The sequence below is a fragment of the Stenotrophomonas sp. Iso1 genome, from assembly GCF_027497995.1.
Classification (GTDB): Bacteria; Pseudomonadota; Gammaproteobacteria; order Xanthomonadales; family Xanthomonadaceae; genus Stenotrophomonas.
In genome coordinates, this window is sequence record NZ_JAODBT010000004.1 from 147,226 (window position 1) to 170,981 (window position 23,756).

Here is a 23,756-nt window from a genome sequence, read left to right on the forward strand (position 1 = left end):
CAGCTTCCGCTCAATCCCACTCCTGCGCCGCCCAGCGCCGGTAGGCCCGGTAATGGTGAATAGCGAAGCCGGCAAAAGAAGGCTCACGGCGCAGTGCGCGTTCCACCTTGCGCACCTCCTGCTCGAACACCTTCGGGCCTTCTTCATGGAAGGTGACCTTGTTGATGTCGTTGGACGACACTTCCAGGCCGATCACCACGTTCTTCTCGACGCGGTTGGCATAGGCGATCTCACTTGCCGCGTGCGAGAGGATGCTGTCGCTGCCTTCGGCCTTGTCGCGGTAGTCCATCAACGCCACGTAGTCATACAGGTCGATGGTGTGTTCGCTGACCGGGCGGCGTACGCCCTTCCATTCCAGTTCGATGCCATCCAGCCAGAACGGAATCGCCGGTCCCACCGCCAACGTGGCGCCATACTCGCGCTTGATCCGCATCAACGCATCACTCATGTCCAGGAAGCCCACCAGCAGGCCTTCGCGGGTGTCGTCATCCCATTGGTCAAGAATGTGCGGCTCGATGTCCAGATTGACGCCGTCGAAGCGCGCGTTCTCCGGCGCAGCGGCGTTGTACTCGACCACGCGACGGAACATCGCCTCGGCTTCGGCACGGTGTGACGGCAGCACGTAGTTTTCGGTATTGAGGTACGCCGAACCCAGCAGCGCGTAAACCTTCATCCGCTTGGCGTGCATCTGGGTGATGAAGTCACGGTACAACTGCGGCTGGTCGACGATGAGGTTGCGGCCCTGGAAGGCGTCGGCGTACAGGTACACCGTGTCGATGCGTTGCGATTTCAGGTAAGTCACCGCCTCTGCGGCGACCTTCGGGTCCTGCACCATCGCGTAGGACTCGGCTTCCCAAGTCCATATCGCGCGGCTGACCGAGGCCACCACCGTGGCGGGCAGTACGCACAGCAATAGCAGCAGACTCACACGTGGCAGAGACATCAGGGTTGGCTTCCAGTAGCAGCGGGCGTGTCCAGCGGCAGGCGATACCGCCCCTGGCCGATAGCCTTGCCAGTGTCAGGATCAGAGGGGAAGACCGAAACGTAGCAACGGCCGTTGCAGTCCTGCGGTTGGCGTAAACGCAGCTGCACCTGTTGGCGACCGTTGGCCGGCAACTGCAGCGCGCTGCCATACACCTCCTGCAATTCACGGCCGTCCTCGCTGGCCATCACTGCAAGCGGCACGAAGACGCTGCTGGGCTTGCCGTCGCCGTTGCGGAACACCGCCATCAACTGCACGCCATCGTTTGCCGGCGTTACCTGCGCCGATTCCATCGTCAGGCCCTGTGCCGCCGGAGCAGCGGCGACAACCGGCGCCGGTTGCGCGCTGACCTGGTAGGCCACCAAACGGGGTTCGCCGCCATCGGGCATCAACGCGCCCTGCTGCATGAAGACCGCATTGGCCTGCGTGTAACGCTGCAGCCGCTGTGTCACCCACGCATGCACCGCAGCATCGTCGGCCGGCGCCAGATGCATGCCTTCCTGCAGTGCGAACAACTTGCCATCGCGCAGCCACCAACGGTCGGCAAGGTATTCCGGGGCACTGGTCTTGGTCTGTTTCAACGGCAGCTGATGGATGTTGCGGAAGCCTTCGTTCATGTCCAGGCCGCTGCCCAGCCACGGCGTGCGTTCCGGCCGCTGCAGGCCGTAGGTGTTGGACAACAGCGCCATCAACGAGGGGGTGACATCCAGCTGCGAGGACACCGCAGCAATGCGTTCGGGCTGCTTGAGCAACGGCGAGAAAATAATCAGCGGCACGTGGTACCGATCCATGTGCTCGCCCATCGGGATTTCCGGCAGGCGGTGATCACCGGTGACAAGGAAGATCGTGTTGGCGTACCACGGCGTGTTGGCCACCGATTCAAAGTAGCGACGCAGCTGATCGTCGGTGTAGAGAATGGTGCTGTAGATGTCGGCGTTGGCACGGTACGCCGCCAGTTGGGTCTCGGGAATGCGCAGTTCACCCAAGCGCTGCTCCAAGCGCGTGCGGTACGCATCCTGCCCCGGGAACTGGTAGCTGGTGTGCATGGAGATGGTCTGTATCGCCATCGCGAACGGCGTCTGCAGATGGCCGTTGTCGGCCAATACCCGCGACACCAGCTCCTTGTCCGGGTAGCCCCAGGCACTGAACGGATTGCGCTGGTAACCCGCGCCGAAGCTCGGCATGTCCACGATCTTCTGCACCTGCTGCAGTTGCAGGTAACCACGCTCGTTGTCGAAGGCGGTGTCGGTGCCGTTATAGAACGCGGTGTGGTAACCCTGCTTGCCCAATATGTTGAACAAGCCCGGATGCGCCGGCATGCGCTCACCCAGCGCGGTGAAGCCTTCTTCGGCGAACGGTGCCGAGCCGAACAGCGTGGGCAGCACGCCAAAGGTGCGGCCCTGGTTGGCAAGGAAACTGTCGAAGTACAGGCTGCGCGTGGCCAGGTCATCGAGGAAGGGTGTGAAGCTGCCCAACGTGGCCTGCGGCCCGGAGAACGACCGGCCCAGGCCTTCCACCACGATCACCACCACATTCGGCGGCTGCCCATTGGAAGTTGCCAGGAAGTGCGGACCCAGCGTGTCCGGCGTCTGTTCCGTGCGCAGGAATGGATAGGTCGGATCCAACGCCGGTTCACTCGTGTTGCCCGCTGAGGCTGTCGCCGCCGTTGATGGCGCTTGCGCATCACTACCGGACCAACGCCGCATGTCGGCGCTGAACCAGGCCAGCTTGTTGCTGGCCAGTTCGCGTGCCGCGTCGTCCTTCAGCGCGTCGGCGCCGGCCGGCAACGGTGCCAGCCACAACAGCAGGCCAGCGAGCAGCAGTACGGTGGTCCACAAGGTCGAGCCATGGGCATCACGCCGCGCCCACCACCACAGGCCCGCCCACAGCACCAGCAGCGGCAGAAGCAACGCCAGCAGGTTGCGCGGATTCAACGGTGCACCGTCGGCCAGCGTGGTGCGTATTTCGGCAACGCTGTAGCCAAACAGGTCCGCGCCCAGCGGCACGTGTGCCACCTGGTAGTACTGGTCCAATAGCGCCTGCAGTGCAATGAACAACGACCACAGCAGCGCTACCGCCACGCCACGCCACCGGGCGCGCTTCAACGCCAGCAGCGGTAACGACAACAGCAGCAGGATCGGCACCGCACGCAGCAGTACCAGCAGGGCCTGCAATGCAGCGACACCGGCGATGGTCCACTTTTGATTACCGTCCCAGGTGGCGCCGGCAACGCCATTGATCACCGCACCGGCCACCAATACGAACTGCGCCAGCAGCAGTGCCGGGAACGCTGAGGAGAAACGTGACCAGGCACTGGCACCGCGTTGGGTCGTCATCTGCATTGGCTCCCCTTACCAGCGCGTATACAGCGACAACGAGAAGCGCTGCTCGTCATAACCACCATCGTCGTCAGCATAGCCGGCGCCCACTTTGAAGCCCCATTGCGGTGTGAAGTAGCGCTTCCATGCAATGCCGACGGCGGCGTTGCTGTCACGTACAACACTGCCAAAACGGTCCATGTCGGTACTGCGGCCACTGCTGACGCTCATTTCCAGATAGTCATCGGCATTGCCGTTGTAGTAGTTGCGCAGCAGCACACGGTGACTCCAACTGCCCGAGCCCACACCCGGCACATGCTGCAGCTTGTAGCGGCCATACCAGTTGCCCATATAGCGGCCCACGCCGACGCCATAGAACTCGGTATCACCGGAGAAGCGCAGGTGGTCGACACTGGCCGACAATTCCCAGCCGCTGCCGACGCCCTGGAAAACTTCCACGCGCCATGCCTGTCGCGGCAACATGCCGTTGGACGGTCCCTGCTGGTAACGCAGGTTGGCATAGGCGCGTGACCACAGCGGCGCATAGCCATCCAGTGCCCAGGCCATGTCGCTTTCACCGAAGTGATCGGCACGCAACAGCTCCACGCCCAGCGAGCCACGGCTGAACTGCCGGCGTATGGACAGATCCGCGTCGTTCCAGCTTTCGCGGTCACCGCTGAAACCGGTGTGATCCCACCCGGCGCTGGCGCTCCACAGGTAACCACCACCGGCCACGACATCCGGGTTGGCCATGCGCGGCAGCAGGCTCTGCTGAAGGCTCGCGATCTCACCTGGATCAGCGCCCAGTGCAGCGGCCGCATCGAAGTCGGCACGCGCCGCAGCAAACTGGCCGACATCACGCTGTGCACGACCACGCGCAATGCGCGCCTGTGCATCCTGCGGGGCAAGTTCCACCCAACGCGAATAGGCATCCAGCGCCAGCTGTGGGCGGTCGCTCCAGCGGTAGACATCCCCCAGCGCCGACCAGGCGTCCGCGTAGTTCGGGCTGTTCTGCAGTACGGCTTTCAGGTCGCTTTCGGCAGCAGCGTATTGCCCGTCCCAGGCATAGGTACGGCCGCGTGCCAACAGCAGATCGCCGTTGCCCGGATGCTCGACCAACAACGCGTTGTAGCGCTCGATGGCCTGCGGACGCTGACCGCCGGTGGCCAGCTCGCGTACCTGCAGCATCTGCGTGGTCAATGCATCGGGCTCGGCCTCCTGCGCCAACAGCGGCAGCGGGCATGCCACGCATGCGAGCAGCAACCACACCGACAGTGACGTGGTGGTTCTGCGGTGGTTTCCTGCGATCAAATCGTGCGTGCGAATCATGGCTTGGCGCCCCCCTCACTTGCGCCGTTTTTCGGAGCCGACGTGGGGCCGGCCGTTGCTACGTTCTGCCAGGAGCCGTCACGGTTGATCTGCCCCCAGCTATGGCGTTTCTTGTTGCGGCTGAGCAGCCAGCCCAGCGTGCCGCTGAAGCGCCACATTGAATTCATTTGCCGGTAGCCGAAGTTTTCAAGCACGGCGATCACGAACAACCGCAGTTGCTGCGATGGCTTGGTGAACAGGCCGAACGAAAGTTCTTCCAGCAACATCGCGTTCACCGACAACAGAATGCCCATGCCCACCGCCGCAGCCAGGAACACCAGGAACACCTCCAGCTGCACCAGGCCGATCAGCGCCAGCACAATCATCGAGACGTAGCCCACCACTTCGATCAGCGGCCCAAGGAACTCGAACAGCAGCATGAACGGGAACGCCACCCAGCCCGGCGTGCCGCCGCGACGGTTGAACATCAAACCGATGTTCGACCACAGGCTCTCGGCCAGGCCGCGCTGCCAGCGCACGCGCTGATTGCGCAGCGATGCGATGTCCGACGGTGCCTCGGTCCAGCACACCGGGTCAGGCACGAACACGATGCGGTAGTCGCGTTCTTCCTCGCGCAGGTTGCGGTGCAGGCGGATCACCAGATCCATGTCTTCGCCGACCGTGTCTACTTTGTAGCCGCCGATGGCGACCACGCGCTCCTTGTAGAACACGCCGAACGCGCCGGAAATGATCAGCAGGGCATTCATCGGTGACCAGCCCATGCGCCCAAACAGGAAGGCGCGCAGGTACTCCACCAGCTGGAAGCTGGGCAGCAACTTGTTCGGCAGCCCCACCTCGGACAACATGCCGTCGGTGACCGTGCAACCGTTGAGCACGCGCACCACGCCGCCACTGGCGACCACGCGACGATCTTCCAGGAACGGACGCACCACTCGCGACAGGCTTTCCGGTTGCAGGATGCTGTCGGCATCCACCACACAGAACAGCGGATAACGCGCGCAGTTGATGCCAGCGTTGATCGCATCAGCCTTGCCGCCGTTGTCCTTGTCCACCATGTGCACACGCGGGAAAAGCGCCGACGCATAGACGCCGTGAACCGGCTGCGTTGGCAGTCGCGCGCGATAGGCTTCGGGCACTTTGACCAAGCCAAATGCCTCGATCAACGCCTCGCGCGTGGCGTCGCTGGAGCCGTCGTTGACCACTACGATTTCAAACTCGGGGTAGCTGGTGCGCAGCAACGAGCGCACCGATGACACCACCGAACGGGTCTCGTTGTAGGCCGGCAGAACGATGCTTACCGGCGGTTGATAATCACGCAGTGCCGGCGGCAGGTAGTTGGCGCGGTACTCGCGCATGTAACGCACGATCTGGTACGCCGATATGTAATTGAGAAGCAGGTAGGCGAGGTTGATCGCCACGAAGTACGCCATGAAGAACCACTGCATCGATGCCGCGATCTGGATCCACGGCACGTGTTGCAGGTATTCCACCAGCATCTGCCAATAGCCGCTCATGCCATGCTCCTCAGCCCGTGCTCGGCCAAAACCTGGTCGATGATGTCGCGCCCATAACGGTCGCTCTGGCGCTGCTGCAGCTGCCGCATCGCATCCACGCCCATCCCCGACAACGCCAGCAACGCCTGCGCGGTTCGGTAACGTACCCACCACACACTGTCGGCCAGCAACGGCTCCAGGCGCGGGCCATCGTCGGCCTCACCGATGCGGCCCAACGCCGTGGCCGCATGCATACGCACATGCCAGCGTGACGCGGCCAGAAAACCGATCACGCGCTCGCGATCCTGTTTTTCATTCACCAGCTGCAGGCACACCGAGATGATGTGGTCATCGACATGCCCATCCAGCAGCTGCCGCACCACTTCGGCCGCGCGCTTGGCATCAATGTCGGCCAGAAAACGCACCAGCTTCACCGTGGTATCGGCATTGGCGCGCAGCAAGGCATTGCCGATCTCACGCGCGGCGCTGCCATCGACGTTTTCAGCCAGGATGCGCGCCACGCTGCCAGGCACCCAGTCATTACGCTCGACGATCATCGGTACAAACATCGACATCGCCCGCGGCGGATCCACCTGCGCCAGTGCGCGAGCCGCGCACAACGAAACGATGGGGCTGCGGTCGCTCAGGAACGGCGACAACACATCGAACAGCCGCCGGTCATGCAGATGCCCCAAGGCGATGATGGTCATCGCGCGGTCGTGATAGCTGCCGCGCAACATGCGTGGCGCCGCCGCTTCCAGGCCTACACGCTGGCCCAGCGCTGCCAGACGCCGCGAGTCGGCTTCAGTGAGTGAATCGTGGGCGGCATTCCAGGCTTCAACAAAACCTGCGACTTCGTTGTGCTGCAGCCGTCGCCCCTTGTACTCCTCGCCCTCCAGCTCACGCTGGATGACCTGCGTCCAGAACTGTCGGGCCTGGGCGTCGCGCCGCTCCCGATGTTGCGCGCGGATGCGCAGGATCACGATGATCGCCAGCAGCACAAACGCGAGCAACAGCGTCAGGACTGCGACCCAGCCGGCGACGACCAGTACCGTTGATTGATTGGATAACGCGTGCATCGTACTGCCCCGTTTCCTTCCAATTCCCAAGAACGCGGCTTCCTCGCCGCGTTCCCCCTGTTGGCATCACCGGGGCACTGATGCCTCGAAATTGTGATGCGTATCGCGTTTTTAAGGGTACGGACATGGAATTGCCACACTTTTCTGATAAGCGGCGCTCGTAAGAGATGATTGGCAATAAAAACAAATGGTTAGCTCTTGAACCCGGCGCCATTCGTCCCCCGTAGCCCGGCTTCCGTGCGCCGAGTGGTTGACAGCAGCCCAGGCTCGCTATGCTCAGGCCTTCCCTTGTCCCCAGGAGGTCCCATGGCCCACCGTGCTCGCCCTTTCGTCCGGCTCTCACGCCTGCTGCTGACCGCCACCCTGATGCTCGGCAGCGTTTCCCTGGCAGCGGCCAGCCCCCCTTCGGACAGCGACGTCAATCGCCTGCTCGCCGCCTCGCGCGCGCAGAGCATGCTCGACGCGATGCTGCCGCAGATGGAGGCCATGCAGGCCCAGCAGTTCGCTCAGCTGGCAGGTGATCAATCACTCACCGCCGAGCAGAAGCAGCAACTGCAGCGCATCCAGCAACGCACCTCGCAGACCTTGCGCGAGGCACTGTCGTGGTCGCAGCTGCGGCCGATGTACGTGGATATCTACAAGCAGTCATTCACCAAGGAAGACGTATTGGCGATGGCCGAGTTCTACGAGAGCCCGGCTGGACAGAGCCTGCTCGACAAAACCCCGGCGCTGATGCAGAACCTGATGGTGGCGATCCAGCAGAAGGTGAATCCACTGCTGACCAGCCTGCAGAAAGATCTGGAGGTCATCGTCGCTGAGAAGCGGAAGTGAGCATGCGGCGCTGAGGACGGGGAAACGGTTGCTCGCCGCTGACGCTGCACAGCTTCGGAAGGCGGGCAACCCACTGATCGGCTCAAGAGCACCCAGCCGAACCCTCCTTTTGCCTGCACAAAGGCAGGGAGCCCGTGCCGTCGCACTTGGAAGCACCCTGCCATTACAGCGCGTCTGTCCCCACTTCCGCATTGCGAAGGGCTGGAGAGAAGTGCGCTCAGCGCGCGGCCGGCCAGGGTGAAATCCCAGCACCGACGTACATCAACAGCGCTGGGATTTCAGACCAACCACCATCGGTTGCAATGCGGTTGCAACAACGCCCCTCCCCTTGCGGAAGCGGCTACCGGAGGCAGGAAAAGGCAGCTGCGAGGCCACACATTGCAGCGGCTCCCGTATTCGCCTCACTGCTGATCACTCACTCCGGCTTTCCAGCGTCCAGCCAAACAGATCCATCGCTTTCTGGAACTCACGGTCCCATGGCGCACTGACCTCCACGCGACCGCCTTCGTGCGGGTGCGGGAAACCCAGGCGTTCGGCGTGCAGCAACATGCGGTGCACGCCCTGCATGCGGAAGCTGCGGTTGTGCCGGCCATCGCCGTGGCTGGTGTCGCCAATCAGGTGATGGAACAGATGCTTGAGGTGCCGGCGAATCTGCCGGAAGCGCCCGGTCTGCGGCTGGCAGCGCAACAACGCATAACGCGAGGTGGGAAAGCCGTTCGACTCGATCGCCAACTCGCCGGTCAGCAGCTTCTGGAAATGCGTGATGGCCTGCTTTTTCACAGGCTTGCCGGGGCCGCCGTCCAGGTCGTGGTCGACGGTGAAGGCCTCTTCAGCCGGCCAACCGCGGCAGATGGCGAGGTAATCCTTGCTCACCTCACCGCCCATCAATGCCTTGCCCAGCGCACTGGCGGTCTCGCGGTCAAAGGCCAGCAGCAGGCAGCCGCTGGTGGCACGGTCCAGCCGGTGCACCAGGAAGATCGGCTTGCCCAACTGTTCGCGCAGGCGGTCGGCGAGGAAATCATCCTCACCACGCGCCAGCTTGCTGTCGTGGACCATCAAACCGGCCGGCTTGTTGACCACTGCCAACCATTGGTCCTGGTACAACAACGGCAACGGCTCGAATACGACGGCTGCTTCCGGGGTTTCCAGCGCCTGGCTCATCGCCGCAACCATGCCGACGCCAGGGCCAGCACGCCAACGCCACCGGTGATCCACGACCACAGCGGCACCGAAGCCAGTTGTGGGCCACCGGCCTGCAGGCCATAGAGCAGCGCTGACACCACCACCAGGCCAACGCCGGTCACCGCCGTGATCACACGTCGCTGCATGCGCTTGAGCGTTTCGTTGAGGCTGACGATGTCCTGCGAACGCATCGCCAGCTCATGCTTGCCTTCCACCTGCTGGCGCAGCCAGCTGTGCAGCAGCGCCGGCATGTCCGGAGCCTTGGTCATGATTTCCGGCAGGCGCTTGCCCAGCTCTTTCAGCGCGCGACGCGGGCTGTAACGCTCCCGCAGGATGCGTTCGAGTACCGGTTTGGCCACCGCCCAGATATCCAGTTGCGGATCGAGCTGGCGACCCACGCCTTCGATGTTGAGCAGCGTCTTCTGCAACAGGATCAACTGTGGCTGCAACGTCAGCTGGTAGCGCTGCGCGGTGCGGAACAACTTCATCAACACTTCGGCCAGCGAAATCTGCGACAGCGGGCGGGTGAAGTACGGCTCGCACACCGCGCGCACGGCAGCTTCCAGCTCATCAATGCGCACCGTGGCCGGCATCCACTGCGCCTGCAGATGCAGTTCGGCGATGCGGCGGTAATCGCGGTTGAAAATGGCCATGAAGTTCTCGGCGAGGTAGTACTGATCCTCTTCCGACAGCTGGCCCATGATGCCGAAGTCCAGCGCGATGAAACGCGGGTTGTCGCGGCGCGCCGGGTCGATATCCACCCAGATGTTGCCGGCGTGCGCATCGGCGTGGAAGAAGTTGTCGCGGAACACCTGCGTGTAGAACACACGCACGCCCTTGGCCGCCAGCGCCTTGCGGTCGATGCCGGCCTCGTCTAGTGCGGCGATGTCATCGGACGGAATGCCCCACACCCGCTCCAATGTCAGCGCGCGTTCGGCGGTGTGGCTCCAGATCACTTCCGGCACGTACAGGTCGTCGGAGTTCTCCCAGAACCGGCGCAGCACGCTGGCATTGGCGCCTTCGCGCTGCAGGTCCAGCTCGGCAGCCAGCGTGGTTTCGATCTCGGCCACCACCTCGCGCGGACGAATTTTGTCGGCACGTGGATGGGTACGTTCGACCAGTGCAGCCAGTGATTTCAGCAGCGCGATGTCGCCGTCGATCTGCTTTTCGATATCCGGCCGCAGCACCTTGACCACCACTTTGCGGCCATCGTCCAGCGTCGCGGCATGCACCTGGGCGATGGACGCCGAGGCCAGCGGCGCGGTGTCGAAACTGGCGAATGCTTCGGTGATTGGCAGGCCCAGCGCCTGCTCGACGATACGCAACGCCTGCTCACCGTCGAACGGCTTGACCCGGTCCTGCAGCAAGGTCAGCTCGGCAGCGACATCCGGCGGCACCAGGTCGCGGCGAGTGGAGAGAATCTGCCCGAACTTGACGAAGATCGGGCCCAGCTCCTGCAATGCCAGGCGCAAACGCGCACCGCGCGATTGCGAAGCGATGCTGGCGCTGGCTCGCGGTACAAACGGCTTGGCGACACGCAACCAGCGCCCCACGGGGGTGCCGTCGAGCAGGTCATCCAGGCGATAACGCAATATCACCCGGCCGATGCGGCTGGCGCGGAACATGGCACGGGTTGCCTTCATGCCACGTCTCCCATGCGCTGGCGCAGGCGCGACACGCGCACGCCCAAACGCTCAACATCATCACGGATCACATCCACATCGTCGTGGAAGGCATCCAGTTCGCCTCGCGCCACCACGTCACGCGACTCCTCGGTGACGTACTCGGCGGCGCTCTCGGCCAGATCCTTTGCACTGCGGCGGGCCTGGGCCAACGCCGAACGCAAGGTCTGCGCGATCTGCACGCCCAGCACCTCACCGAATGCCTTGACGAAGGGCTGCTGCCAATCCGGATCAAAGCGGGTGGCCAGCTGCTGCAGGCGCCGCGCCAGCTCGGCATCGCCCGATACCTTCACCCGGCCCGCCGGCGCCGATGCGCTGCGGCGTGCGTTGGCCATGAACGGCAATTGCGCCAATACGCCGCCCAGGGTGCTGCGCACCGCGAGGTCTGGCTCCAGCGATGAATCGACCGGGCCGACCGTCAGGCGCTCACCGCTGACGCCAATCTGCATCGCCAAAGACGGCGACTCCAGCGTCAGCGCAATACGCTGGCCGTCGAGCGAAGCCAAGGCGGTGCGGGTGTCCGGGTCCAGCGCCAGTGCACGGTTGAGCGCCATTTCCAGCGCACGCCCGGCCAGCGGCTTGATGACATTGAATGGGGAGGGAGACATGCGGGGCATTCTACCGAAGCGGGGAACGGGGAGCGGGCAACGGGGGAAGAGCGGTTGTTTTGGCCGATACCCCGTGAGCCTGCCCGCTACTGCGGTTCACCTTCAAACCGAATGTGATTGCATCCTCGCTACCACCACAAGTTCATTCCCTGTTCCCCAAACCCCGCTCCCCGCCTTCCATAATCCGTGGCTCATTCGCGCAGCATCACCTGCAATAACTCGCATTCCCGCTTCCCATTCCTCGCCCCCATTCCTCGCCCCCATTCCCCGCTCCCAAACAACGGTTCATGCTATGCGTACCCACTTCAATGCAATCGGCAGGAGCACACAGGCAATGAGCAAGACCCGCGTTGGCATCATCTTCGGCGGTCGTTCGGCCGAGCACGAGGTCTCGCTGCAGTCAGCGAAGAACATCCTCGACGCGCTGGACAAGGACACGTTCGACGTCAGCCTGATCGGTATCGACAAACGGGGCCTGTGGCACCTGTGCGACCCGGCCAGCTTTCTGCTCAATGCTGACGATCCCAAGCGCATCGCGTTGAATACCGCCGGCCCGGTGCTGTCGGTGATTCCCGGCGCAGAGCACGGCCAGCTGGTCGCGGCCGATGGCCGCGAGCTGCCGCAGGTGGATGTGGTGTTCCCCATCGTGCACGGCACGCTGGGCGAAGACGGCACCCTGCAGGGCCTGCTGCGTACGCTGAACCTGCCCTTCGCCGGCCCCGGCGTACTGGGTGCCGCCGCTGCGATGGACAAGGACGTGGCCAAGCGCCTGCTGCGCGATGCCGGCCTGTCGGTCGCGCCATTCGTCTGCCTCAACCGCATCAGTGCTGCCCACACCCACTACGACGCATTGGTCGCCGAGCTGGGCTCACCATTGTTCGTGAAACCGGCCAACCAGGGTTCGTCCGTGGGCGTGAGCAAGGTGCGCAATGCCACCGAATACGACACCGCAATGGCGCTGGCGCTGTCCTTTGACCATAAGGTGCTGGTGGAATCTGCGATCAGCGGCCGCGAGATCGAATGCGCAGTGCTGGGCAATGAGCTGCCTGAAGCCAGCCTCTGTGGTGAAGTCGTGGTGCATGACGACTTCTACGCGTATGACACCAAATACATCAGCGCCAATGGTGCCGAAACGGTGATCCCGGCCGACATCGCTGCCGACGCGCAGGCGCGCATCCGCGAGATCGCCATCCGTGCCTACCAGGCGCTGGATTGCATCGGCATGGCGCGCGTTGACGTGTTCCTCACCACCGCAGGCGACGTGGTGATCAACGAACTGAACACCCTGCCCGGCTTCACCAAGATCAGCATGTATCCCAAGCTGTGGGGCGCCACCGGGCTGGATTACACCTCGTTGATCACCCGCCTGATCGAGCTGGCGCTGGAGCGCCATGCGGCCGACAAGGCGCTGCGCAGCTCCATCACCTCGGCCTGATTACTGCGTGATTCAAAAAACAACGGCCCGCCCTGGTTTCCCAGGGCGGGCCGTGTTGTTGCCGACGCCGCTCAATGAATCATGCGGCGATTTGCTTGTCCTAGCCCTTCTTGCGGAACAGCGAGATCACCGCAAGGATCAGGAACACGACGAACAGGATCCAGGCAATGTTGCTTGCAGCGCCAGCGATACCGCTGAAGCCGAGCACGGCAGCGATGATGGCGATGACGAAGAAGACTACGGCGTAATGCAGCATGGCAACCTCACTGGGTGAATGTCCGGGGTCCAGTCTGCGGGTCGGAGCATCAGCAGGAAGTGATGACATGTGATGACGTGTTCAGATGCCACGGGCGACCGCAACCTCCGCCAAGACCCCTGCCCCCGTTTGCGGGGTAAGAACGGCTCTTTGTGCAACGGCGGTTGGGTGACAGCAGCCTTTCCGCCTTATGCCTTCCCGTCCATCGCACTTTGCCGCAGCCTGCGCAGACCTTCCTCGATCGACACCTTCGGCACGTAACCAAAATCGCGCCGCGCCGGCTCCATCGAGTACCAGTGCGGCGTACACAACTGCTCGGCGAGAAAACGCGTCATTGGCGGCTCACCACGCAGGCGCAGCACCGGCCAGAGCTTCTCGCAGAGCGCTCCAATGCGGTATGCCGCCTTGAACGAAATCGACTTCTCCACCGCCGGCGCACCCACTGCCGCCAACAACCGGTTGAGCAGCTCGCGCATCGGCAGCGGCTCGCCATTGGAGATGAAGTAGGCCTTGCCGGCACAGGCCGCGCCGATCACCAGGTGATCGAACGCATCAAAGTGCGCCTGTGCGGCGTTGTCGATGAAGGTGGTGTCCACTTTGTTGCTGCCGTCTCCCACAAACCGCAGGCGGCCGGCATGCGCCCGCTGCGCCAAGCGCGGCACCAGCTGGTTGTCACCAGGCCCCCAGATCAGGCGCGGCCGCAGTGCCACGGTGGCCAGTTCAGCATCGTTGGCAGCCAGCACGTCCTGTTCGGCGATGGTCTTGGTGGCCGCATACGGCGCTTGGAAATCGGCTCCGTATGGCACCTCGTCAGCGCCCAGGCCTTCCACGGGATGGGTGGCACGGTGGGTCACGCTGGGAGTGGAGGTGTAGACCAGACGGCCCACGCCATGGGCGCGGCAGGCCGCCAATACGTTGCGGGTGCCCACCACGTTGGCCTGGAAATAGCTGTCATAGCTGCCCCAGGCGCCCGCCTTGGCCGCATTGTGGAATACCGCACCCACGCCGGCTGTTGCGTGGTGCACGGCATTGGCATCGGCCAGGTCGCCCTGTATCTGCCCCACCCCCAATGCCTGCAGCGCCGGATAGTGACCACGGTTGAAGCTGAGCACCTCATGCCCGCGCTCCACCAAGCCACGGCAAAGCGCCTGCCCCAGAAAACCACCACCGCCGGTGACGAGAATTTTCATGTAATCGATAGTCTCCACGCTGGCCCCTGCGCCAGCACTTTCGGACGCAAGTATCGCAGCAGCGGTACTTCAAGGACCGGGCTTTTCGTTCATGCGCGGTGGTTGCTGGGCAGGAGCGTGGACAGCGCTTCCATCCCGGGCTCACCTTGGCTGCGGATCAAGGCGAGGGTTGTTGTTGATCTGCGATGCAATCCCACGCAGCACTCTCACCGCTAGCCTGCGACAACCTTCGCCGCCCAGACCGCCAACTTCTCGCGGCCGATCTTGGCGTTATGCCGGATATCCACCGGGAAACCCGGGTGTCGCAGGAAGTCGCCAATACCGGCCAGCGTCGGCTGAGCGACCGCAAGCGCGCGCAGCTGCCCTTCAACCGTCGTCGCATCCGCACCCGGCAACAGCTCGTAACACAGCACCGGGCGCTGGCTGCCGTAGGCGCCCACACCGACCAGCGCGGTACGGCGCACCCCCGCCACGGTGTTGAACACCGGCTCCACCTGCTCGGTATACAGCGGCCCGGCGGCAGTTTCGACACGATGAGTCTTGCGCCCGCAGAACCACAATCGGCCCTGCGCGTCGAACCAGCCAACGTCGCCCATGCGGTGCACGGTGCGCTCGCTACCGTCGGCCAGCACCTCGCGGATCTTGGCCGCAGCAGTGGCCTGCGGACGATTGAAATAGCTGTCGGTAGTGGTCGGCCCAACCACGGTGATCTCCCCCACCTCACCGGTTGCCACCTCACCTACGTCACTCCAGTTGGCGATGGGCGCGTCGGTGATGGTGATGATGCGCACGTCATTGGGCGCCACCACGCTGCCCACGCAGGTGCCGGCGCCCTGTTCGGTAGCGGCGCGGGTGTCCTGCAGTTCGCGGCCTTCGATCACGGCAACCGGCAGGCACTCCGTGGCGCCGTATGGCGTCCAGAACTGCGCATGCTCCGGCAACAACGCACGAATCTTGGCCACGGTGTCCGGCGGTACCGGCGCGCCGGCCGAGGTGGCTCGGCTGATCGTCGGCAATGGCTGACCATGCTCGGCCAGCACCCGCATCAATGCCGGCGAGCCGAACAACTGGGTCACGCCGAAGCGAGCAATGGCGTCGTGCAACTTGCGTGGGTCGGCGCTGCCCGGACGGGTCGGGTCCATGTCCGGGATCACCGAGGTCAGCCCCAGCGCCGGATCAAACAGCGCAAATGGCGGGAAGGTGGGCAGATCAATGCCACCGGGCTGCATGCCAAAGGCGTTGCGCAGCAGCTCCACCTGGCCGACGAAATGGCGGTGGCGGTAAACCACGCCCTTGGGCACGCCGGTGGAGCCGCTGGTGAACAGAATCGCAGCCACGTCATCGGGCGAGGTTTCTGCCAACTGGCTGCCAGCACCCGTACCGGCCGATTCGATCCGCGATAGCGTCGTTCCGCCCCAGCCCCAGCGCCGGCCCACTGTCACCAACCGCTTGGCCGACTTGGCCCAGCCCAGCAGCAACCGCGCCAGGTGCGCCAGTGGGATGCCGACAAACGCCTGCGCCTGCGCTTCGTCCAGGCACTGGCGCAGCGCGCGCTTGTCGATGCCCGGGTCCACCAGCACGGGTACCGCGCCGCTTTTGAACAGGGCGAACATCAGCAGGAAGAACTCTGGCCCCGGCCTCACCATCACCACCGTGCGCACGCCACGGCCAATGCCATAGGCGGACAGGCCCGCGGCGATGGCATCACTGCGGGCGTCGAGGGTGCGGTAATCCAGGGTGACGTCGTAGGCGGCCATCCCGTTGGCGCCGGGCTTTCCCGGGCAGCGGATCGCGATCTGGTCGGGCCGTTCACGCGCCAACTCGGGCAGGCGCGCGGCGATATTGCAAGCGTTGTTCATCTTTCTATTGTCGCCGCTGCAGAAAAATCTTGCGCGCGGGCCCGCAGCGTGGAAAATCCGCGCCTTCCCCTTGTCCTAATCGCCGCCCGAAGGCCGCGCCCATGCCCCATCCCTGTCTTACCTGTGGCGCCTGCTGCACTCAGTACCGAGTCGCCTTCCATTGGATGGAGTCGGACGAGGTGACCGAGGGCGGCGTTCCGCACCAATTGACCCAGCGCCTGGACCCGCATCGCCTGTGCATGCAGGGCACTTACTCCGATCCCATCCGCTGCGTGGCGCTGGATTCGGAGATAGGCGTGTATTCACGCTGCACGATCCACCCCAACCGGCCCAGCGTCTGCCGCGAGGTGGATGCGTCCTGGGAGTACGGCAAGGCCAGCTCGCAGTGCGACCGCGCGCGCGTCGCCCATGGCATGGCACCGTTGACCCTGGCCGACTGGCGCTGGCGCGATGCCGCCGACAATGACGACGACCACCCCGACGACAACGGCAATACCCCGTCGTCACCGCCAAATACGCCGATCGCCGCCTGATTGCGGGTGACGGCAGGCGCTTTTGCGTTCTGCCGTCATTCCCACCTGCGCGGCAATGACAAGCCCATTCAAAGCGGCTTGTAACGCCCCCACAGCACATCAAACTGCTGCACGAAGCTGCGCACCAGGTTGCGGTCGCTGGTGACCACCAGGTTCTCGTCGTTGTACTCGGTGGCCGTGCGCGTCCAGTTGAAGCTGCCATTGGCCAGCAACTTGCCGTCGAACACCGCGAACTTGTGGTGCATGTGGTACTGGCTGTGATCGACATGCACCACGATGCCCGCCTCATGCAGGCGGCGGATATCGTTGCCGTCGTCAAAGACCTTGTCGTTGTCGCTGATGATGCGCACGTTCACACCACGCTTGTGCGCGTCCAGGATGACGTCACTCAACCGGTCATCGGAGATGGTGAACACGCAGATGTCCATCGTCTGCCGCGCACCCGCGCAGAGTGAGCGCAGCCGCTGCATGCAGGCATCGCCGGGTGAAAAATAGATGCTGGTCTGGGCATCGGGCACATCCACCGCCACATCCAGGGTGCGCACGATCTGCTCCACCCACTTGAGCAGTGGCAACGCATCGGCGGGTTGGTTGAGCATCTGCTCGCGCGCGATGTCGAAGGCACGGTTGCGCAGGAAACGCACGCGATCCGGCGGCAACTCGCCGCCCAGTTCACGCAGCTCCAGTTTTTCCTGCGGACTGAGTGCCATGTCCTGCACGCTGTCGCGCAGCTGACGATCCAGGCTGTCGAAATCCATCCAGTGCTCCCTGCTTGGCAAGAGGAGCGACAGCCTCGCACATCAGGCACCGGACATGTGCGAACGGCGCTGGCCCGGCTGCAGATGTCGGCCATGGCATACCGGCAAGGTCCGCACGGGCCTCAAGGGCAGCCGATGCGGCCGCTGCACCCTCGCGCGTTTCAACAGCACCCGCTTCACCGCAAACCACCCGGTGCTTACCTCCCCTGTGTTTGGTCAAGGGAGGGGAAAGAGGCCTGCATGAGTGGGTATCAGCTGATGGGGTTGCGTTCCAGGAACGCGCGTACCGCAGGCACGATCACTTCGTGCTTGTCTTCCAGCACGTAGTGATTGGCGTCCTCGAACGTAGTCACTTCGGCCTGCGGCAATGCCTTGCGGAAGCCAGCGAGGAAATGATGGTCGAAGCAGAAATCACGCAGGCCCCAGGCGATATATACCGGGCGGTCGGCAAACGACGGCAGCGCCTTGGCCGCGCGATCCAGCAGCGACCACGCCTTGTCAGCGGGCGACAGCGGGATGTCCTGCATGAAGCGGATCGTCGAGATCCGGTTGTCCCAGTTGTTGTACGGGGACACATAGGCGCGCCGCACATCCGCCGGCATGCGGCGGCTCACGCCCAACCACGAGGCACCGGACGAGAACGCATTGAAAGTGCGGATGAACCACTCGCCCAGCTTCCAGTGCCGGCCCATGGCGATCTGCCAGGGCATCGGCTTCTCAGGTGGCAACGGGAACGAGGCGGTGTTGGTGATGACCAGTCGCTTGACCTGCGCGTTGTGCGACAACGCCCAACCAAACCCAATCATGCCGCCCCAGTCGTGCACGGCCAGCGTCACCGGGCCGGTGATGCCCAGGTGCTTGAGCAGCGCCTCCACGTCATCCACGCGCGACTGCAGGGTGTATTCGTAGCGGCTGTCGTCCGGTTTGTCGGACAGGCCCATGCCGATATGGTCCGGCACGATACAGCGGTACTTGTCGCTCAGGCCGTTGACCAGGTGCCGCCACAGATAACTCCACGACGGATTGCCGTGCAGCATCACCACCACCTCGCCATCGCGCGGGCCTTCGTCGATGTAGTTCATCGACAAACCGGGGCGGACTTCAAAGCGGTGGGTCTTGCTGGGGTAACCGGGGAGAGTGTTCATTGCATCGCACCTGAAAAAAGGGCCGGCAAAACCGGCCCTGTGTTTCGCTTCAGCCGTGCCGGCTTACCAGACGACTTCGGCCATCGTGCAGTTCAAGCCCGAACCAATGCCCATCAGCGCGACACGGTCGCCCTTTTTGAGCTTGCCCAGCTGGCGCAGCTTGCTCAGCACGATCGGTACCGAGGCCGGGCCGATGTTGCCGTGCTCGCCAAAGATGGTCATCACCTTCTTCGGGTCGATGCCGAAGGCCTTGATGAAGGCATTGGTGTGCGGCTGGCTGACCTGGTGGATCACGAACTGGTCGATCTCCTCCACGGCCCAGCCCAAGGCGATGCGGGTGGCCTCGAAGGTCTTGGTCGCCAGCTTGATGCCTTCGATCAGCAGCATGCGGGTGTCGGTGACCATGCGGTCCAGGTTACCCACGCACAGCTTGTTCCACTGATTGGCCGCACGCGTCACGCCGCCCTTGTAGCGCGGCGCGTCAGGGACCAGCTCCGAACGTGCCAGCACCATGGCGGCAGCACCGGAACCGGTGGTCAGTGCGGCGACTTCGTCGCGCAGCTGCTGTGCGGTGATGTCCGGGGCCATCATGCGCTCGAGCGTCTTTTCGTAGACCAGGTTGGAGGTCTCACCGTCGACGATCAGCGCGTAGTCAATGTCACCACGCTCTAACATGCGCGCGGCCACGTCCATGCCATTGATGAAGGCAAGGCAGGCGTTGGCGATGTCGAAGGTGACGCAATCTTCGCCAATGCCCAGGTTGCCGGACACGATGGAGGCGGTGGACGGCTCCAGGTAGTCGCGGCTGACCGAGGTATTGAGCAGCAGTCCGACCTTGTCAGCCGTGATGCCTGCGTCTTCCAGCGCCTTGCGCCCGGCCATGGTGGCTGCGTCCGAAGCCAGCGTGCCGTGGTCCCACAGGCGACGCGCGTGGATGCCGGCGATATCGCCCAGCACGTCGGCGCGGATACCAAGGCGCTCCAACGTCGGCGCGAGCCGTTCGTTGATTTCCTTGGAGGTCAGCGTATGCGGCGCATCAATATGCGCCAGTCCCGCGATCGAGACATTCTGGAAAGGCATCGGGAAGCGCCAGGACTCAGGCGAAGGGGGCGCTATTCTAGCGTCTGCGCTTTTTTACCGCATCTTTACAAATCAGCACTCCGGCGTATGGAAGGCCGGAATGCCTGTGCCAAGGACGCCGTGGCTTCAATGTTGCCGCCACCGGTGCGCTGAAGCCTGCTGACGCGGGCCTCAGCGCGGGCTTGTCAGCGCGGGGGGCACTGCCAGGCCGAGAAGCGCTGGCTGCCATCGGCAGGCTGGCCATTGGCCTGCACGGCGTTGGCGCCGGCGCTCGGTGCCTCGTTGCGGGCCAGGGTTTCCAGCTCTTCCTGCACGCGCAACGGGTTGCGGTTGTAGAAGCCGACCTTGTTCTTCACCGACACCACGATCTCGCCCTTGGCCACGCAACCCGGGGCGACCGGGCCGTTTGGCAGCACACGCACGGCCTTGCCGCCGGACTCGATCGGCACCCAGGTGCAGGCGGCGGTGCTGGCGATGAGGACGGACAGAAGCAGAACGCGCATGGACGATTCCTTGTGATGATCAGAACGGATTGTGCCGTGAATGGATGAACACGTGATGATTTGCGCGGAATTGCCGACGATGTGTTTCTCGACGTCATTGCGCGGCGTGGTGATGTGGCGGTCTGACATCGTGCAGGTTGCCTGATTTGTATCCCTTCTCCCGCTCGCGGGTGAGGGCGCGCGGCTTACGGGCCATTGGCTCGTGGGTGACGGAACACCCCACACGCGGTGTGGCACCGATGCGCACGGCAAGGTGCCCGTGGCTCGAACACTGCCCTCACCCCAACCCCTCTCCCGTAAACGGGAGAGGGGCATGAGCAAAGGCATTCGGCCTTACTTACTTCTCTTACCTTCTCTTACTTCGCCTTCGCGGCTACCGGCTTGCCGTCGGCGTCGATCACGGTGACTTCGCCCAGCTTCAGCGCACGGATCGGCGCCTCGGTCTGCTTGAGGTCACCCACCACCACCCAGGTCAGCTTGGACGGATCCAGCGTCTTGGCCGCTTCGGCAACCTGCGCCGGGGTCATCGCTTCGATCTCGGCCTTGCGCTTGAACACATAGTCGTCCGGACGCCCGTAACGCACGATGCTGCCCACGGTGTTCATCACCGCAGCTGCGGTTTCGTAAGCACCCGGCAGGCTCAGCGTCTGGATGTTGCGGATGCGGCTGACTTCAGCGTCGCTGGGCGGGCGCTGGCCCGTGGCGAACTGGCTGATCTCAACGTTCATTTCCTTCAGCGCGTCTGCCGTCTTGTCGATCTGCACCGGGGCAATCGCCATCCACGGCCGTTGGCCGAGGGCGTTGGATGCCATCGAACGTGCGCCGTAAGACCAATGCTTGTCCTCACGCAGGTTCATGTTCAAACGCGAGGTGAAGTCGCCGCCCAGTACGCCGTTGGCGATGTCGAAGCGGGTAGCGCCCGCGTCCATCGTCGAGGGCGTGACTTCGCCGGCAAACAGATTGGCCTGCACCGCGCCGGGCTGGTCGATCAGGAAGACGCGCACGCCCTGCGGACGCGCGACATCGGCCGGTGCGGCAACCTTGGGTGCGGCACCCTCGCCCTTCCAATCACCGAACTGACGCTCCAGCAGCGGCACGATGTCCTTCAACGTGGTGTCGCCAACGACCACCAACGTTGCGCCTTCCGGTCGTACCCATTCTTTGTGGAAGGACACCAGATCAGCGCGGGTCAGCGCCTGGATGGCCGCCTCGTCGCCACTGCCGGTGAACGGAATGGCGTACGGGTGGCCTGCACCGTAAAGCAGTGGCGGCAGCACGCGCATGGCGACGGCATTGGGCTGCACCTTTTCCTGCTGGATGCCGGCGATCCAGGTAGCACGGATGCGGTCGATCTCGTTCTGATCGAAGCGCGGTGCGCGCAGTACGTCGGCATACAGTGCCAGCGACGGCGCCAGGTTTTCCTTCAACGCCGACAGGTACACGTTGGCACCGTCCAGCGAGGCGCCTGCACCAATGCTGGCACCCAGGCGTTCCACCGCATCGGCAAAGGCCAGTGAACCGAGCTGACCGGCGCCTTCATCCAGCATGCCCATGGTGAAGTTGGCAGTGCCGGGCTTGCGGCCCTGATCGGCCGTGAAGCCGCCTGCAAATTCGTAGCTGAACTGCACCACCGGAATATCGTGGCGCTCGGCCAGTACCACCTGGGTACCGTTCTTCAGCGTGGCGCGCTGCAGCTGCGGGAACTTCAACTCCGGGAAGGTCTTGGTCTGCGGTACACCGGCGCTGCGGTCTACCTGGCTCGGCAGCGTGGTGAACCTGGCATCCACCGCCGGCACGTTGAACGGCGTCGGCTTGCCCGAGGGCAGTTCCTCCAGCGCCACGCGCTCACCCGGCTCGACCACCAGTGTGTGGTCGCCCACGCCCAGCCACTTGGCACCTGCGGCCTTCACGTCGGCTGCGGTTGCTGCTTCGACATTGGCCAACGAGGTACGGAAGCAACCCGGGTTGCCTTCATACACCGCGCATTGCGCAAGCGCATCGGCCTTGCCACCAAAGCCGCCAATACGCTCGATGCCACGCACGAAGCCCGCGCGTGACTGCACCTTGGCGCGTTCAAGCTCATCGGCGGTGGGGCCTTCGGCGATCAGGCGCTTGATCTCTTCGTCGATGGCCGCTTCCACCTTGGCCGGGTCCACGCCCTGCTTGACCGTGGCGACGACCAGGAAATTGGAGCCGAGCTGCGAGGCATCGGTCATCGCGCTGATGTTGTCCACCAGCTTGTCGTTGTGCAGCAGGCGCTGGTCCAGACGCGACGACTTGGCACCGCCCAGTACATACGAGAACAGGTCCAACTGGTCGATGTCGGTGGTGCCGACCTGGGCCACGTTCCAGGCGCGGTAGATGCGCGCCTGCGGCACTTTGTCGGTCATCACTTCGCGGGTGGTGGCCGGACGCTGGGCAACATTCACCTGCGGCTGAGCCATGCTCGGGCCCGCCGGGATATCACCGAAGTACTTGGCGGCCTTTTCCTTGGCGGTCGCCACATCGATGTCGCCGGCCAACACCAACACCGCATTGTTCGGGCCATACCAGGTGCGGAACCAGGTTTTGACGTCATCCAGCGAGGCGGCGTTGAGGTCGTTCATCGAACCGATCACACCGTGGTGGTACGGGTGGCTGGCCGGGTACATGGCGCGCGTGAGCTTGTCCCACACCTGGCCGTAAGGCTGGTTTTCGCCCTGACGCTTTTCGTTCTGCACCACGCCGCGCTGTTCGTCCAATGCTGCCTGGTCAATGGCGCCGACAAGGTGGCCCATACGGTCCGATTCCATCCACAGCGCCATGTCCAGTGCCGTGGTCGGAACGTTCTGGAAATAGTTGGTGCGGTCGGTATTGGTGGTGCCGTTCTGGTCGGTGGCACCCACCTGCTTGAACGGTTCGAAGAACTCACCGTCGTGGTTTTCGCTGCGCTGGAACATCAGGTGTTCAAACAAGTGCGCGAAACCGGTGCGGCCGGCCTGCTCGTCCTTGGCACCCACGTGGTACCAGATGTTGACTGCCACGATCGGCGCCTTGCGATCGGTGTGAACCACCACACGCAGGCCGTTGGGCAGAGTGAATTCTTCATACGGAATGTCGACGGCCGCGCCGGCTGCGGGCTTGGCCTTGGCTTCAGCCGGCAAGGGCATGCCAACGAATCCTCCGAGAGCAGCACTGAGAGCCAGGGTCAAAAGGGCGGTACGGGGTGCTGCTTTCATTCCACTTTCCTTGGGCATGAATGTGAACGCCGATCCTAACCGGCTGCGGGCCATTGCCGCATACGCCATGCGTCATGCCCCACCCCGCGGACAGCCAAGTGTCCGCGTCCGAACGTCCTGCGAGCCAAGTGTCCGGACAGCGGACACTTTGAATGGCACATTTTCCCTTTTAAATCAGCCACATAAAGTTGGCACGCGTCCTGCGTACTTCTGAGTGCAGCCAGATCGATCAAACGGAACATGACTGGATGCTGAACAAATGTTGGGAAGTTGAA

The 23,756-nt window shown here is 63.7% G+C and carries 19 protein-coding genes; 3 read left to right on the plus strand and 16 right to left on the minus strand.

Annotated features, from left to right (window positions below; all coding sequences use genetic code 11):
* Window positions 1-10 precede the first annotated feature (10 nt).
* Genes PAN08_RS15790 through PAN08_RS15810 form a run of 5 tightly spaced genes read right to left on the minus strand, consistent with a single transcriptional unit; the run spans window position 11 to window position 7,201 of the window.
* Window positions 11-943, minus strand: coding sequence for a hypothetical protein (locus PAN08_RS15790; protein WP_269792469.1), 933 nt, complete (start codon window positions 941-943; stop codon window positions 11-13).
* Entirely contained in the window at window positions 943-3,318 is a 2,376-nt protein-coding gene (locus PAN08_RS15795; protein ID WP_269792470.1) for an LTA synthase family protein, read from the minus strand. The genes PAN08_RS15790 and PAN08_RS15795 overlap by 1 nt, the downstream gene beginning before the upstream one ends.
* A gap of 15 nt (window positions 3,319-3,333) precedes the next feature.
* Window positions 3,334-4,629 (minus strand): YaiO family outer membrane beta-barrel protein, encoded by a 1,296-nt coding sequence (locus tag PAN08_RS15800; RefSeq protein WP_269792471.1) that lies wholly within the window; start codon window positions 4,627-4,629, stop codon window positions 3,334-3,336.
* Window positions 4,626-6,143: a glycosyltransferase gene (locus PAN08_RS15805; protein ID WP_269792472.1), complete on the minus strand. Its 1,518-nt coding sequence runs from the start codon at window positions 6,141-6,143 to the stop codon at window positions 4,626-4,628. Before PAN08_RS15805 ends, PAN08_RS15800 begins: the two co-directional genes overlap by 4 nt.
* Entirely contained in the window at window positions 6,140-7,201 is a 1,062-nt protein-coding gene (locus PAN08_RS15810) for a HEAT repeat domain-containing protein (RefSeq protein ID WP_269792473.1), read from the minus strand. The genes PAN08_RS15805 and PAN08_RS15810 overlap by 4 nt, the downstream gene beginning before the upstream one ends.
* 306 nt (window positions 7,202-7,507) lie before the next feature.
* Between PAN08_RS15810 and PAN08_RS15815 the strand changes: the two genes are divergently transcribed.
* Window positions 7,508-8,032 carry a DUF2059 domain-containing protein gene (locus PAN08_RS15815; protein ID WP_269792474.1) on the plus strand — a complete coding sequence of 175 codons (525 nt, stop codon included), beginning with the start codon at window positions 7,508-7,510 and terminating at the stop codon, window positions 8,030-8,032.
* A 411-nt stretch (window positions 8,033-8,443) separates the two neighbouring features.
* Here the strand turns inward: PAN08_RS15815 and PAN08_RS15820 are convergent, their stop codons facing one another.
* Genes PAN08_RS15820 through PAN08_RS15830 form a run of 3 tightly spaced genes read right to left on the minus strand, consistent with a single transcriptional unit; the run spans window position 8,444 to window position 11,504 of the window.
* Complete coding sequence (locus tag PAN08_RS15820; RefSeq protein WP_269792475.1) at window positions 8,444-9,193, minus strand: pseudouridine synthase; 750 nt, start codon at window positions 9,191-9,193, stop codon at window positions 8,444-8,446.
* Window positions 9,190-10,857 (minus strand): ubiquinone biosynthesis regulatory protein kinase UbiB, encoded by a 1,668-nt coding sequence (ubiB, locus tag PAN08_RS15825; protein WP_269792476.1) that lies wholly within the window; start codon window positions 10,855-10,857, stop codon window positions 9,190-9,192. The genes PAN08_RS15820 and ubiB overlap by 4 nt, the downstream gene beginning before the upstream one ends.
* The gene (locus PAN08_RS15830; RefSeq protein ID WP_269792477.1) at window positions 10,854-11,504 is read right to left on the minus strand and encodes an SCP2 sterol-binding domain-containing protein; all 651 of its coding nucleotides are present in this window, start codon (window positions 11,502-11,504) and stop codon (window positions 10,854-10,856) included. The genes ubiB and PAN08_RS15830 overlap by 4 nt, the downstream gene beginning before the upstream one ends.
* Before the next feature lie 334 nt (window positions 11,505-11,838).
* On the opposite strand from PAN08_RS15830, the gene ddlA reads away from it, so the two are divergent.
* Window positions 11,839-12,939, plus strand: a complete 1,101-nt coding sequence (gene ddlA, locus PAN08_RS15835) for a D-alanine--D-alanine ligase (protein ID WP_269792478.1) — start codon at window positions 11,839-11,841, stop codon at window positions 12,937-12,939.
* A gap of 100 nt (window positions 12,940-13,039) precedes the next feature.
* Here the strand turns inward: ddlA and PAN08_RS15840 are convergent, their stop codons facing one another.
* From PAN08_RS15840 to oleC, 3 genes are all read right to left on the minus strand, one after another.
* The gene (locus PAN08_RS15840; RefSeq protein ID WP_065868112.1) at window positions 13,040-13,195 is read right to left on the minus strand and encodes a DUF1328 domain-containing protein; all 156 of its coding nucleotides are present in this window, start codon (window positions 13,193-13,195) and stop codon (window positions 13,040-13,042) included.
* A gap of 188 nt (window positions 13,196-13,383) precedes the next feature.
* Complete coding sequence (gene oleD, locus PAN08_RS15845) at window positions 13,384-14,385, minus strand: 2-alkyl-3-oxoalkanoate reductase (RefSeq protein WP_269792479.1); 1,002 nt, start codon at window positions 14,383-14,385, stop codon at window positions 13,384-13,386.
* A gap of 212 nt (window positions 14,386-14,597) precedes the next feature.
* A complete protein-coding gene (gene oleC / locus PAN08_RS15850) occupies window positions 14,598-16,244 on the minus strand; it encodes an olefin beta-lactone synthetase (RefSeq protein WP_269792480.1) in 1,647 nt (548 codons plus the stop codon).
* A gap of 101 nt (window positions 16,245-16,345) precedes the next feature.
* Here oleC and PAN08_RS15855 point away from each other — a divergent pair, with 101 nt between their 5' ends.
* Window positions 16,346-16,777, plus strand: coding sequence for a YkgJ family cysteine cluster protein (locus PAN08_RS15855; protein ID WP_269792481.1), 432 nt, complete (start codon window positions 16,346-16,348; stop codon window positions 16,775-16,777).
* Between the two features lie 68 nt (window positions 16,778-16,845).
* Here PAN08_RS15855 and PAN08_RS15860 read toward each other — a convergent pair whose 3' ends face one another.
* The 5 genes from PAN08_RS15860 to PAN08_RS15880 form a co-directional block, all read right to left on the minus strand.
* Window positions 16,846-17,535 (minus strand): phospholipase D-like domain-containing protein, encoded by a 690-nt coding sequence (locus PAN08_RS15860; protein ID WP_269792482.1) that lies wholly within the window; start codon window positions 17,533-17,535, stop codon window positions 16,846-16,848.
* A 251-nt stretch (window positions 17,536-17,786) separates the two neighbouring features.
* The gene (locus tag PAN08_RS15865) at window positions 17,787-18,680 is read right to left on the minus strand and encodes an alpha/beta fold hydrolase (protein ID WP_269792483.1); all 894 of its coding nucleotides are present in this window, start codon (window positions 18,678-18,680) and stop codon (window positions 17,787-17,789) included.
* 63 nt (window positions 18,681-18,743) lie between these two features.
* A complete protein-coding gene (locus PAN08_RS15870) occupies window positions 18,744-19,760 on the minus strand; it encodes a 3-oxoacyl-ACP synthase III (protein ID WP_269792484.1) in 1,017 nt (338 codons plus the stop codon).
* Window positions 19,761-19,945: 185 nt separating this feature from the next.
* Window positions 19,946-20,263: a DUF4156 domain-containing protein gene (locus PAN08_RS15875; RefSeq protein WP_269792485.1), complete on the minus strand. Its 318-nt coding sequence runs from the start codon at window positions 20,261-20,263 to the stop codon at window positions 19,946-19,948.
* A 356-nt stretch (window positions 20,264-20,619) separates the two neighbouring features.
* Entirely contained in the window at window positions 20,620-23,481 is a 2,862-nt protein-coding gene (locus PAN08_RS15880) for a pitrilysin family protein (RefSeq protein ID WP_269792486.1), read from the minus strand.
* Window positions 23,482-23,756: the final 275 nt, after the last annotated feature.

Excerpts from the sequence above, each read along its gene's own strand:
- PAN08_RS15790 (WP_269792469.1), bottom strand. The coding sequence starts at position 943 with ATGTCTCTGCCACGTGTGAGTCTGCTGCTATTGCTGTGCGTACTGCCC.
- PAN08_RS15795 (WP_269792470.1), bottom strand. The coding sequence starts at position 3,318 with ATGACGACCCAACGCGGTGCCAGTGCCTGGTCACGTTTCTCCTCAGCG.
- PAN08_RS15800 (WP_269792471.1), bottom strand. The coding sequence starts at position 4,629 with ATGATTCGCACGCACGATTTGATCGCAGGAAACCACCGCAGAACCACC.
- PAN08_RS15805 (WP_269792472.1), bottom strand. The coding sequence starts at position 6,143 with ATGAGCGGCTATTGGCAGATGCTGGTGGAATACCTGCAACACGTGCCG.
- PAN08_RS15810 (WP_269792473.1), bottom strand. The coding sequence starts at position 7,201 with ATGCACGCGTTATCCAATCAATCAACGGTACTGGTCGTCGCCGGCTGG.
- PAN08_RS15815 (WP_269792474.1), top strand. The coding sequence starts at position 7,508 with ATGGCCCACCGTGCTCGCCCTTTCGTCCGGCTCTCACGCCTGCTGCTG.
- PAN08_RS15820 (WP_269792475.1), bottom strand. The coding sequence starts at position 9,193 with ATGAGCCAGGCGCTGGAAACCCCGGAAGCAGCCGTCGTATTCGAGCCG.
- ubiB (WP_269792476.1), bottom strand. The coding sequence starts at position 10,857 with ATGAAGGCAACCCGTGCCATGTTCCGCGCCAGCCGCATCGGCCGGGTG.
- PAN08_RS15830 (WP_269792477.1), bottom strand. The coding sequence starts at position 11,504 with ATGTCTCCCTCCCCATTCAATGTCATCAAGCCGCTGGCCGGGCGTGCG.
- ddlA (WP_269792478.1), top strand. The coding sequence starts at position 11,839 with ATGAGCAAGACCCGCGTTGGCATCATCTTCGGCGGTCGTTCGGCCGAG.
- PAN08_RS15840 (WP_065868112.1), bottom strand. The coding sequence starts at position 13,195 with ATGCTGCATTACGCCGTAGTCTTCTTCGTCATCGCCATCATCGCTGCC.
- oleD (WP_269792479.1), bottom strand. The coding sequence starts at position 14,385 with ATGAAAATTCTCGTCACCGGCGGTGGTGGTTTTCTGGGGCAGGCGCTT.
- oleC (WP_269792480.1), bottom strand. The coding sequence starts at position 16,244 with ATGAACAACGCTTGCAATATCGCCGCGCGCCTGCCCGAGTTGGCGCGT.
- PAN08_RS15855 (WP_269792481.1), top strand. The coding sequence starts at position 16,346 with ATGCCCCATCCCTGTCTTACCTGTGGCGCCTGCTGCACTCAGTACCGA.
- PAN08_RS15860 (WP_269792482.1), bottom strand. The coding sequence starts at position 17,535 with ATGGATTTCGACAGCCTGGATCGTCAGCTGCGCGACAGCGTGCAGGAC.
- PAN08_RS15865 (WP_269792483.1), bottom strand. The coding sequence starts at position 18,680 with ATGAACACTCTCCCCGGTTACCCCAGCAAGACCCACCGCTTTGAAGTC.
- PAN08_RS15870 (WP_269792484.1), bottom strand. The coding sequence starts at position 19,760 with ATGCCTTTCCAGAATGTCTCGATCGCGGGACTGGCGCATATTGATGCG.
- PAN08_RS15875 (WP_269792485.1), bottom strand. The coding sequence starts at position 20,263 with ATGCGCGTTCTGCTTCTGTCCGTCCTCATCGCCAGCACCGCCGCCTGC.
- PAN08_RS15880 (WP_269792486.1), bottom strand. The coding sequence starts at position 23,481 with ATGAAAGCAGCACCCCGTACCGCCCTTTTGACCCTGGCTCTCAGTGCT.